Source organism: Emergencia sp., assembly GCF_048465375.1.
In the GTDB taxonomy this organism is placed as follows: Bacteria; Bacillota; Clostridia; order Peptostreptococcales; family Anaerovoracaceae; genus Senimuribacter.
This window is the reverse complement of record NZ_DBFWLQ010000027.1, coordinates 26,078-32,406: the sequence shown is the minus strand read 5'-3', so window position 1 is coordinate 32,406 and position 6,329 is coordinate 26,078. Positions and strand designations below refer to the sequence as shown.

Genomic DNA, 6,329 nt, shown 5'->3' with positions numbered 1-6,329 from the left:
GAGATGGGCGTCATGGAGGTGACACCGGAAGGCATCGTTGTCACTGAGCTGCACCCTGATTATACAAAAGAAGACATCCAGGCGGCTACAGGCTGCAAGCTGATCTTCAGCCCAGACCTGAAACCGATGGAAGAAGAATAAACAAAGATTCTATAGGCTGCTCTCGAGAGCAGCCTTTTTAATATTTTACTCGTAATCTGCTCGGGTTTTAGGTATAATGTAAAAAGCGAAATTTATTTAAATCTATGAAAGAGGCATTATGGAAAAGAACAACAAGATACATCAGACAAAAGGTTATATCATGATTGCAATTGCGGGAATCCTCTGGGGAACCATTGGGCTTTTCGTCAGTCTGCTAAAGAACTTGGGCGCGGAATCAGAATTAATTGTGGTAATCCGTATTGGAACAGCGACGATTCTGTTGATTCCGCTGATGCTGGCCAGCGGAGGTCCGTCGTTGTTTAAGGCGGATAAACAGACCATTATCGCCTGTATCGCCATGGGGATTTTCAGTCAGGCCCTCTTCAATTACGCATACAGTGAATCTATTAACAATGTCGGTGTTGCGACTGGAGCCGTATTGCTGTATACGTCGCCGATTTTCGTTTCCGTCATGTCCAGAATTGTATTCAAAGAGCACGTGGGGAAAATCAAAGTTCTGGCGCTCTTTATCAACATCATCGGCTGCACGTTGACTGTAACAGGGGGGAATTTCACTTCAGTTAAGTTCTCTGTCTATGGCGTTGCCATGGGCGTGCTGGCAGGTTTTCTCTACGGGCTGATGACCATTATCAGTACGCCTGTTACGGAGAAAAATCATCCTCTGACCATTGTTTTCTATCAGTTCCTCTTTGGGACTATCACCATGGCGCTGATTACCCATCCTTTTGCAGGTGTTTCCCAGCTGATTTCCCTCAAATTCGTGCTGGCGGCAATCGGCTACGGTCTCATCCCGACAGTAGGTTCCTATTTTTTCTATATGCACGGCTTGTCGCACGGTCTAGAAACCTCGAAGGTTCCCGTAGTCGCCTCCATAGAGACTGTGGTTGCCGCTGTCATAGGCATTTTCGTATTCAGCGAATCCATGAGTCTCTTTAAGCTTTTGGGTATCGTTTTGGTGCTTTGCTCTATTGCCATCATGAACATGGTAAAGGCAAAGAAATAAATTTTTGAATTTTGTTAAAATTTCTTCTCGTAATTTTATCCATTTTTATGTATAATAGGGAAATAGCAAAAAAATTGATACATGAGAGAGGAAATATGAAACAGAAAACCAAGACCAGACCGGAACAGAGATTAGGATACTTTATGGTGCTGATTGCCGGATGCCTTTGGGGAACCAACGGATTCTTTGTCAGCATCCTCAACGACTTAGGCGTACAGTCTTCTACTGTAGCATTTCTAAGGCTGGCAGTTGCAGCAGTCATACTCGCAGTCATGATGCTGATCATGGAAGGGAAGAAGCTGTTCAAGATTGATAAATATGGACTGCTGGCCTGTCTTGCTTTAGGCGTTTTCAGCCAGGCATTATTCAATTATTCTTATAACGAAGCAATCGAACACGTCGGAGTGGCGCTGGCCTGTATATTGGCGTATACAGCTCCGATCTTTGTCTGCATCATGTCCAGACTCTTTTTTAAAGAAAAGATCGGTCCGGTGAAGATTTTAGCCCTTGTAGTGAACATTTTCGGCTGTGTACTGACAGTTACCGGCGGCAATTTTACGTCAATCAAGTTTTCCGTCTACGGTGCGGGCGCAGCAGTATTGGCGGGCTTTCTATTTGCTTTGATGACCATTATCAGCACGACCACGACTAGTTACCATCCGTTGACCATTCTCTTCTATAGCTTCGTATTTGGGGCAGTTACCCTCGGCGCTATTGCCAGACCGTGGAACGCTATCGCTCAGGCTGCAAGCCTGCCGCTGCTATTTGCAGTCCTCGGTTACTGTCTGATTGCTACAGTAGGTTCTTACTTTGTTTATCTGCGAGGCTTGGCGAAGAAACTGGAGACTTCAAAAGTGCCGGTCGTTACTTCGGTGGAAACCGTCGTCGCTACCTGTATAGGCGTTTTCGTGTTTCATGAAGCGCTGGGTTTTGTCAAGCTGATTGGCATTGCATTGGTTCTCGCTTCGATCGTCATTATGAATATGGTGAAGCCGAAGTAACAGGTTTGCGGTTGAAATTAAGAAAGCAGGTTAGATTATGACGGAATTGTCTTCTATGAAGAATATTGGGAAAGAGATTGAAAGGAAATTGAACATTATTGATATTTGTTCTGCAGAAGAGTTGATAAAAATCGGAAGTAAAGAGGCGTTTTTGCAGTTGAAAATGCAGTTTCCTAACATTTGTTTAGTTCATTTATATACACTTCAAGGGGCGATTGACGATATTGAATATAATCAACTGCCCGATGAAGTCAAACAAGATTTGAAGAGTTTCAGTGATGAATTGAAATAAGCAGAAAGAAGCGTCACCTGAGGTGCTTTTCAATCAAATCAATAAAGGTATCTACATATTCCGCCTTGGAGAAAATCGCCCGGGCGGAATTTTTATTGCCGCCGCCTTTGCCTCCGTAGATGTCGGCGTTCTCTTTGACCAGCTTGTTGCAGTCGTACTGATCGGAGAAGAGCAGCACGGTATTGGAAGGTTCGTGGACTAAAAAAGCGATGGTAGGAATCAAGCCTTTCAGCTCTTTGCCGATGTCAAGTATATCGTTAATTGACAATTTATCGTACTTTTTGACGAAAGCGGGGGTAATGGAGCTTTTGATGTCGCTGATTTCTCGTGCGATTACCGATTTTTTCAGATGATATAATTGATTGCGAATTTCTTTGTTTTTCTCCTGCTGCGCCTCGTACTTTGCGAGAAGGTCGCTGGAACCGGCGGAAAGTTTGTTTTCCAGGGTCGTGAGAACGTCAAAGTGTGCCTGGTATTGGCGAAATGCGCGCTGACCAGCTTCAAAATAGATGCGGAACATCCCTTTGTTGCTCTCGACTTTGTAGATTTTCAGCATGCCAACCTGGCCGGCAGTGCTGGGGTGGGTTCCGCAGCAGGCGACACAGTCAGCAGGGTTTGAGGCATCGCCGACGCAGACGATGGTGATATCCTCGTCAAAAGCCAAAGCCTTTCGAAGGGGTAAGTTTTCGGCATCTTCTCTTTTGTCAAAATGTCTCGTTATCACAGGAAGATTGCTCCAAATTGCCTGATTCGCATGAAATTCGACTTCTTTTGCCATTTCCCAGGAAATCTTGTCAAATTCGGGCTTTTCCTCTAAGCTGATGTCGATGGTCATGTATTCTTCGCCCATGTGGAAACCGCGGTTGACACCGCCAAACAACGCATAAAAGATTCCAGAGAGAATATGTTCTCCGCAGTGGCGCTGCATGTTATCGAAACGATGAGGCCAGTCGATGGTAATTGCAACTTCATCGCCTATTGACAATCCATGTGCTTTTTGGTCCGTTACATGGAAAATATCATCTGCCGTCTCATAGACGTCGATGATAGGGAGATTGGCAATGGTTCCGATATCGCAGCTCTGTCCACCTCCTGTAGGAAAGAAAATCGTCTGATCCAAGGTGATATGAAGATGTCCGTCTTTATCTGACAAACCGGTTATCTTAGCCGTGCACTCCTTCAAATAAACGTCTTCTTTAAATCGTCTGATTGTATTCATAATATAACTCCTTAATGGCCACACCCAATTTGTGACTCGTATCATGGTTCTCGCCCCAAGCTGCGAAGCAGCTTGTAGGGGAGACCTTATGTTTAACGCCCCGCGAGCGAAGAAAGCGGCAAGGCGTTAGTCGTATAATGGTTCTCGACAACAACAGTATAACATATATTATTGTGAATGAAAAAGAGTAAAGAAGGGGAAAGTGATTTGAAAATAAAGAAATTTGTCCTAGGCGTTTTAATCATTCTCTGCATTTGTGCCATGCCGGGATATAGACAGGCGCTTCAAATTGCAGCGAAATTATCAGTGCCGATGACTTTGGTCATCGATCCCGGCCACGGAGGACCTGACAGCGGAGCGGTCGCTTCTGACGGAACTGTGGAGAAAAACATCAATCTGGCCATTTCGAAGGCACTGAAAAAAGAGGCGGAGAAGTACGGGGTCAGAGTGGTCCTCACCAGAGACAGTGATGCAGGACTATATGGGGAAGACAATTCCAGCGGCAGATGGCTGAAGCTGGGTGATTTGAAAGAGCGGAAACGAATCATCGACGAGGCGGCTCCAGACTTGATGATCAGTATTCATCTCAACAGTTTTCAGCAGGATTCCAAGGTCAGAGGTGCGCAGGTATTCTATCCGAAGAATGGTACAGAAGAAGTCAGTGAAGAGAATAAGAGTATGGCGGAGAAAATTCAGAAGTCCCTTACTGCAGGAATCAACGACGGAACTGATCGCATCGTCCTGCCGAAGAGTGATATCTATTTGTTTAAGAACGTTGACAGTAATATGGTTCTTGTCGAGTGCGGATTCCTTTCCAACCCGGAGGATTTGGCAAACTTAAAATCAGAGGCATTTCAGCAAAAACTGGCAAAATGTATCATGGATGCTATCGCAGATCAATACTCCTTGAAAATTCAAAAAAGTCATACGAATAAAGTAATAGCGAGTCGAACAAACAACTCATAATTATCCACCTCAAAATTGTGGATAACTACCTATTGACAAAAGTAGAAGACACCGCTCGACATTGAAATTTCAAGAGGTACAGACGATAAAGTTTTCCACATAAGGATGTGCACAAAATTGTATACGATTTGAGTTTTCCATGTGGAAAAGTCGTCCAACGGCTCAAAATAAGGGGTTTATCCACTGTTGAAAACTGTTTGCCTAAATGCGAACATTGGTTAACGTAAAACCGGAGAATAATTTATTCTCCGGTTTTGATTGCGTCCACAAAGAGTTCAAAATCTTCAAATCCGCTCTGTATAAATTCGTACAGGACAGGCTCTTGGAATTCGTATTTTGCAGTCGGTATTAATTTCCTGCCAAAAGAGGAAGTGCCTAAGTCAATTTCTAATTGACGTATTTCGTCTAATGAATAAGAGGCCGAAATCAGCTGTCCCGAATCAGAAACGAAGTACATGCCGAGGACATCTTCATTGAGACGATACTCTTTTTTTGCCACATGCTTATTGTTCGGATGAAAAATCATATAGAGGATACCTGTATCGTGCTTTGTAATCATAGCTCCAGGCGTCAGCTTTGTAGATGTGGTCGTAAATGTCGAGGCATCGGCAAGCATTTTGTAGACCGATACAAATTCAGAGCGAGACAGCATCATTGCGGCCTCGGCTGAAGATACCCGAAAAGCCGAGATACGTTCATAGTGGCAGATATGCATCTGTTCAAGCTTTACGTGGGTTACGACAACGTAGTAGCTGTCGTCAAATTCTACGAGAGATTCACTGATATAAGAATCTGGTTCATCCCCCTTGTCTATGGTGTTTTTACAGAAGGTGCCAGCCCTAAAATCGGGAAATTGTTCTAACTCAAAGTCCTGGGTCGTCAGAAAAGCAGCTGCCCCGAAATCTTTCCCGAAACATCTCATCAAAAAGTAGTTGATCAGTTCATAAGGAGAATCGATGTGTACACACTGTTTACACATCAAAATGTACAACTCCGGTTCAGTCATGTGAATATCGTTTTCCAACAGGGATGCGTATTCTTCAAATCCTTCTGGCATCGGTATATTTTCCCTGCGATTGAGACGCACGTATTCCTGCAGAATATACTGTGCTTCTTTGAGCGTCAAATCGATTTTCTCTCCGCCCAGACCTCCGATCAGGGAGCTTTCAATTTCTGATACTCGCCCGTCGTCCGGCCCTAGTACGCTGTCATAAGTTTCAAAGCCGTATTCTTCTGCGTCAAAATAGAAGAACTGATGCAGATCAAAGAGAGCCTTGTTATCGGGCAGTTTAAAGTGGATGTACATACCCAGTACGCCCATTAATCTGGTGTTTGTTACGTATGCTGATACGAAAGTTTTTCTGCTTGTGTTAGCGCTGTCTAAAAGTCCGCCACGTATTACCTTAAATTTGTCTTTGTTCAAAATTACACCTCAATATAAGTATTACTACATAAGAGTATATCCTATTTTTACAAAATTACAATATGCCATTGACAAAGATTTTTATCAGAGTATAATTTAATAGATAATGATCCTTATCAAGAGCGGCTGAGGGAATAGGCCCGAAGATGCCCGGCAACCTAGGTGTCAGTTTTCTGACAGAAAAGGTGCTAAATCCTACAGAATTATCTTATTCTGAAAGATGAGGAATGATACCGATAATATCATGCCTTTTCTTTCACGAC

Annotated in this window: 6 protein-coding genes and 1 riboswitch; of the genes, 4 read left to right on the top strand and 2 right to left on the bottom strand. The window is 43.7% G+C overall.

Annotation, left to right across the window (positions count from 1 at the left end):
* Window positions 1-259 precede the first annotated feature (259 nt).
* The 3 genes from ACMQ5W_RS19105 to ACMQ5W_RS19095 all read left to right on the top strand — a co-directional run bounded on the left by ACMQ5W_RS19105 (window position 260) and on the right by ACMQ5W_RS19095 (window position 2,458).
* Window positions 260-1,165 (top strand): DMT family transporter, encoded by a 906-nt coding sequence (locus tag ACMQ5W_RS19105; protein ID WP_419026592.1) that lies wholly within the window; start codon window positions 260-262, stop codon window positions 1,163-1,165.
* 95 nt (window positions 1,166-1,260) lie between these two features.
* Window positions 1,261-2,166, top strand: coding sequence for a DMT family transporter (locus tag ACMQ5W_RS19100; RefSeq protein WP_419026591.1), 906 nt, complete (start codon window positions 1,261-1,263; stop codon window positions 2,164-2,166).
* Between the two features lie 37 nt (window positions 2,167-2,203).
* Window positions 2,204-2,458, top strand: coding sequence for a TfoX/Sxy family DNA transformation protein (locus ACMQ5W_RS19095; RefSeq protein WP_148492713.1), 255 nt, complete (start codon window positions 2,204-2,206; stop codon window positions 2,456-2,458).
* A gap of 13 nt (window positions 2,459-2,471) precedes the next feature.
* Here ACMQ5W_RS19095 and ACMQ5W_RS19090 read toward each other — a convergent pair whose 3' ends face one another.
* Window positions 2,472-3,677, bottom strand: a complete 1,206-nt coding sequence (locus tag ACMQ5W_RS19090; protein ID WP_419026589.1) for an alanyl-tRNA editing protein — start codon at window positions 3,675-3,677, stop codon at window positions 2,472-2,474.
* 207 nt (window positions 3,678-3,884) lie between these two features.
* Between ACMQ5W_RS19090 and ACMQ5W_RS19085 the strand changes: the two genes are divergently transcribed.
* On the top strand, window positions 3,885-4,643 hold the full coding sequence (locus ACMQ5W_RS19085) for an N-acetylmuramoyl-L-alanine amidase (protein WP_419026588.1): 759 nt from the start codon (window positions 3,885-3,887) through the stop codon (window positions 4,641-4,643).
* Window positions 4,644-4,884: 241 nt separating this feature from the next.
* Here the strand turns inward: ACMQ5W_RS19085 and ACMQ5W_RS19080 are convergent, their stop codons facing one another.
* A complete protein-coding gene (locus ACMQ5W_RS19080) occupies window positions 4,885-6,066 on the bottom strand; it encodes a hypothetical protein (protein WP_419026587.1) in 1,182 nt (393 codons plus the stop codon).
* Between the two features lie 110 nt (window positions 6,067-6,176).
* Window positions 6,177-6,293: riboswitch (SAM riboswitch) on the top strand.
* The last annotated feature ends 36 nt before the right edge of the window (window positions 6,294-6,329 follow it).

Excerpts from the sequence above, each read along its gene's own strand:
- ACMQ5W_RS19095 (WP_148492713.1), top strand. The coding sequence starts at position 2,204 with ATGACGGAATTGTCTTCTATGAAGAATATTGGGAAAGAGATTGAAAGG.
- ACMQ5W_RS19100 (WP_419026591.1), top strand. The coding sequence starts at position 1,261 with ATGAAACAGAAAACCAAGACCAGACCGGAACAGAGATTAGGATACTTT.
- ACMQ5W_RS19090 (WP_419026589.1), bottom strand. The coding sequence starts at position 3,677 with ATGAATACAATCAGACGATTTAAAGAAGACGTTTATTTGAAGGAGTGC.
- ACMQ5W_RS19105 (WP_419026592.1), top strand. The coding sequence starts at position 260 with ATGGAAAAGAACAACAAGATACATCAGACAAAAGGTTATATCATGATT.